Below are 3,885 nucleotides of genomic sequence, written 5' to 3'. Positions count from 1 at the left end.
CTATTCACGCTTGGCAAAACAGGCTTCGGTGGTAAATTCAAACCCGTTCAAGCAGGAGAGCGCTGCCCCAAAGGCAGCCACCGAAGGCGCAAACTTCCATAATCGCTCAGGTCCCGTACTGCCCGGAACACACAGCCGTCTGGAGAGACGCCGCACGCAAGGTGCAGCGCACCGAAGGAGCAAAGCCGAAGCTTGTCATCGACATAAAAGCACCGGCTGAATCTCTCAGGTAACAAGGACAGTGGAAGCGGCCGCAAGCATGTGATGGCTTGGCGGTTGCCACGTTTCTTTTTTGATTCAAGCAACCCCAAGGTACCGCAGCACTTGCGCAACTGCAATGTTCTGCTTGAATGAAAAGGAATCGCCATGAAAGTCATGGTTTTGGGGGCTGGTGTCACGGGTATCACCACGGCCTGGTATTTGGCGCAACGCGGCCATGAGGTGACGGTGGTGGAGCGCCGCAACGCGGCCGCGATGGAAACCAGCTTTGCCAATGGCGGGCAAATATCCGTGAGCCACGCGGAGCCCTGGGCCAACCCGGGTGCGCCGCTGAAAGTATTGCAATGGCTGGCGCGTGAAGACGCACCGCTGCTCTTCAGGTTGCGCGCCGATGTGAACCAGTGGCTGTGGGGGCTGGAGTTTTTGCGCAACTGCACGCCGGCGCGCACGGCACAAAACATCAAGCAGATCGTGAACCTGGGCATGTACAGCCGTGGCGCGCTGCAAAAACTGCGCGCCGAGCTGGGCCTGCTGTACAACGCGCAGACCAAAGGCATCCTGCACTTCTACACCAGCCAGGCCGAGTACGACGCGGCGCAGGAGCCCGCGCGCATCATGCGCGAGCACGGCTGCGAACTCAACATGAAGACGGCCGACGAGTGTGTGGCGATTGAGCCCGCGCTGGCGCAATGCCGCGGCAGCATCGTGGGCGGCAGCATGACGCCCAGCGATGAGTCAGGCGACGCCCGCGCGTTTACCGCCGCGCTGGCTATGCGCTGCGAGCAGGCGGGTGTGAAATTTTTGTACAACACGACGGTGCTGGGCCTGGACGCCGCGCAGGGGCGGCTGAACGGCGTGCAGGTGGCGATGGGCAGCGGCGAGGCCGGTGGCAAGGTCGAGATGCTGAAAGCCGACGCGTATGTGATGTGCCTGGGCGCCTTCAGCGCGCAGTGGGCCAAGGTGCTGGGGCAAAGCCTGCGCATCTACCCGGCCAAGGGTTACTCGGTCACCTTGCCCGTGATCAACGAGGCGGCGTCGTACCAGGTGAGCCTGACGGATGACGAGTACAAGCTGGTGTTCTCGCGTTTTGGCAACCGCTTGCGCATTGCCGGCACGGCCGAGCTCAACGGCTACAACACCGAGCTGAACCTGGTGCGCTGCAACGCCATCGTGCGCCGTGTGAAGCAGCTCTTTCCCGAGATGACGGATGGCGAGGGCGCGCAGTTCTGGACGGGCCTGCGGCCGGCCACGCCGAGCAATGTGCCTTACATCGGCAAAAGCAAGGCCTCCAATGTCTTCCTCAACACGGGCCACGGCACGCTGGGCTGGACGCATGCCTGCGGCTCGGGCGCGGCGATTGCGGACATCGTGAGCGGGCGCGTGCCGGAAGTCGACTTTGCGTTTACCGGCATGCCGGCGCCGGGGCGTGTGATGGCATTGCCGGGGATGGCGAAGGCCTGAACCCGCGCCGCCGCAAGCGCCCGCGAGAAGAGACGCGCAAGTTTGGGCGTCTCACCCTTTTCTGCTCAAAACCGCCAGCCAAGCCCCACACCCAACAACACCGGGTCGGCCTTGAACGTGCCGATATTGGCGCCACCCGCAGACACGTCGGTGCGGATGTAGACCTTCTTCAGGTCGAAGTTCAGGGACAGCTGCTTGCCGAGGGGAATGTCCACACCGACCTGCAACGCCGGGCCCCAGCTGCTGCGTTTGATGTCCACGCCAGCCGGCAGGCTGACCGCACTGAAGCGGGTGTAGTTGACGCCCGCGCCGACATAGGGCTTGAAGGCGCCCGCACCCAGCGAGTCGAAGTGGTATTGCGCCATCAGCGTGGGCGGCAGGTGCTTGAAGCTGCCGATGGCGGTGCCGCGGGACGACAGCGTGTGCTTTTGCGGAACCGTCAGCACCAGCTCGACTGCGAAGTTGGGGTTGAGGAAATAGCTGATGTCGAACTCCGGCATCCACTTGTTGTTGATGGCCAGCCCGAGGCCGGTGCTGTCACCGTTGGCGCTGTCCAGGTGGACGGCGCGCGCTCGGACCAGCCAGGGGCCTTCAGCGGTTTGGGCAAAAGCGGCACCCGACAAAAGGGTGCAGAGGGCAGCGGCGGCAATGATTTGCTTTTTCATGGGTAAGTAACAGAAGAGACGGGAACATTCCCGTCATTGATTGGAGCCRTACGGCCCGTTGGGCGGCTTGATCTGGCGCAAATGCGGCCCAGCCGTCAACGCAATCAGCGCAAACCTTGCGGCAGCTCAAATAGGGGTAGCGCCTTCGGTGGCTGGCGGGCGCCCGGATCCTGCGTGTCGGCGCGCACTACCTCCGCGGTCACGACCAACAACACCTGCAGCATCTGCACGGACACGGTAATATCGCCCTCCGTTCATCAGCCGCTTGCCGCCATGACATCACCCGCCACCACGCCCCCCGACGGTCTTCCCACCTACAGGCTCCTTACCGGCCCGGATGACGCGAGCTTTTGCCGCCGGGTGAGTGAGGTGCTTGCCATGGGTTACGAGCTTTACGGCTCGCCGGCGGCGACCTTCAATGGCGAGAACGTGATCGTGGCGCAGGCGGTGCTGTGGCCTTCGCTGCGCAAGGCCGGCTGATGAGCCCTGCGCTGCCCCTGAACCCCGCAACGCTCCAGGCCATGGCGGATTTTCCGCGCCAGCTGGAGCAGTTCTACGACGCGATTCCTGAAAGCCACAAGCGCTGGACGCCGCCGTCGTGGGAAGGCATTCCGAGCGAAAACTTCACGGCCCTCGCGCAGATCTGCCACATCAGGGACATCGAGATTGACGGCTATCACGTGCGGTTTCAGCGCACCTTGTCAGAGGCCAGCCCCGTGCTGGAATCACTGGACGGCTACGTGCTGGAAAAGCAACGCGACTACGCGGCCGCTGATGCGCAAGAGGCCATCGCGGCGTTTCGGGCAGCGCGCACCCGGACGATGGCCATGCTGTCGGGCATCACGCCCGGGCAACTTGGCCGTACGGCGGAATTCGAAGGTTACGGCGCACTCACGTTGCGCAGCCTGGTGCATTACCTGTGCAGCCACGACCAGCAGCACCTGGCCGGGCTGCAATGGCTGCTCGGGAAAATCGACGCCTCGCTCGCCGCTTGAGGCGTCCGCCGCCCCCCCCCCCCCCGCCGCACAGCACGCGCGTATCCTGAGGCGCAGTATTCGCCGCCGCCCAGGCGCTTACAGGTTGCCAGCGCCATCTTTTCAATGAAAAAACAACAGCCTCTGAAGCAGATACGCTGATTTATGTCACGAAGGTATTCATTCGAATGTAACAAAAAGTTCGTTTTGATGCACCGTCATGCACACTGATTGGGCTGGGAACGCGGTTTGTGCGGCCAAGGGCACACAAACCGGCATTCCTGCGTATCGGTTTCATAGACAACTGGAGTGATCAAGATGAAGTTTTATCTGCGCCATGCCGCAATATTGGCCAGCGCCGCTTGCGCCCTGGGTTCAGCAACAGCCCAGACCGACGAGGCAAAGCCTGCACGCAAGGCGAAAGCTGCGGCTGCTACCCCCGCGCCCGAAAAATATTCCGGCCCACGCGAAAAAATGGTCGTGGCCATGCCCAAGACCTATGGCAAGAGCGAAACCATGGCCTTGTGGGGCGACTACTTCAGCCACCTGTCACGCTGCGGAAACAT

At 62.6% G+C, this 3,885-nt stretch carries 4 protein-coding genes, 1 pseudogene and 1 riboswitch; of the genes and pseudogenes, 4 read left to right on the top strand and 1 reads right to left on the bottom strand.

Going from position 1 to position 3,885, the window contains the following annotated elements:
- The first annotated feature begins 42 nt into the window (after window positions 1–42).
- Window positions 43–131: riboswitch (glycine riboswitch) on the top strand.
- A 235-nt stretch (window positions 132–366) separates the two neighbouring features.
- Window positions 367–1,680, top strand: coding sequence for a D-amino acid dehydrogenase (locus AC1D1P_RS16940; protein ID WP_477673771.1), 1,314 nt, complete (start codon window positions 367–369; stop codon window positions 1,678–1,680).
- 65 nt (window positions 1,681–1,745) lie between these two features.
- Here AC1D1P_RS16940 and AC1D1P_RS16935 read toward each other — a convergent pair whose 3' ends face one another.
- Entirely contained in the window at window positions 1,746–2,345 is a 600-nt protein-coding gene (locus AC1D1P_RS16935) for an OmpW/AlkL family protein (protein ID WP_477673770.1), read from the bottom strand.
- A 273-nt stretch (window positions 2,346–2,618) separates the two neighbouring features.
- On the opposite strand from AC1D1P_RS16935, the gene AC1D1P_RS16930 reads away from it, so the two are divergent.
- The 3 genes and pseudogenes from AC1D1P_RS16930 to AC1D1P_RS16920 form a co-directional block, all read left to right on the top strand.
- The gene (locus AC1D1P_RS16930) at window positions 2,619–2,825 is read left to right on the top strand and encodes a DUF1737 domain-containing protein (RefSeq protein WP_477668885.1); all 207 of its coding nucleotides are present in this window, start codon (window positions 2,619–2,621) and stop codon (window positions 2,823–2,825) included.
- A complete protein-coding gene (locus AC1D1P_RS16925; protein ID WP_477668886.1) occupies window positions 2,825–3,340 on the top strand; it encodes a DinB family protein in 516 nt (171 codons plus the stop codon). Before AC1D1P_RS16930 ends, AC1D1P_RS16925 begins: the two co-directional genes overlap by 1 nt.
- Window positions 3,341–3,637: 297 nt before the next feature.
- Window positions 3,638–3,885: pseudogene (locus tag AC1D1P_RS16920) on the top strand (phosphonate ABC transporter substrate-binding protein); the annotation flags it as partial.

The sequence above is a fragment of the Polaromonas sp. P1_E1_2 genome, assembly GCF_056406035.1.
This window is presented reverse-complemented; position numbering and strand designations above follow the sequence as displayed.

What these genes read in the sequence shown, in the direction of transcription:
- AC1D1P_RS16940 (WP_477673771.1), top strand. Translation starts at nt 367, where the DNA reads ATGAAAGTCATGGTTTTGGGGGCTGGTGTCACGGGTATCACCACGGCC.
- AC1D1P_RS16935 (WP_477673770.1), bottom strand. Translation starts at nt 2,345, where the DNA reads ATGAAAAAGCAAATCATTGCCGCCGCTGCCCTCTGCACCCTTTTGTCG.
- AC1D1P_RS16930 (WP_477668885.1), top strand. Translation starts at nt 2,619, where the DNA reads ATGACATCACCCGCCACCACGCCCCCCGACGGTCTTCCCACCTACAGG.
- AC1D1P_RS16925 (WP_477668886.1), top strand. Translation starts at nt 2,825, where the DNA reads ATGAGCCCTGCGCTGCCCCTGAACCCCGCAACGCTCCAGGCCATGGCG.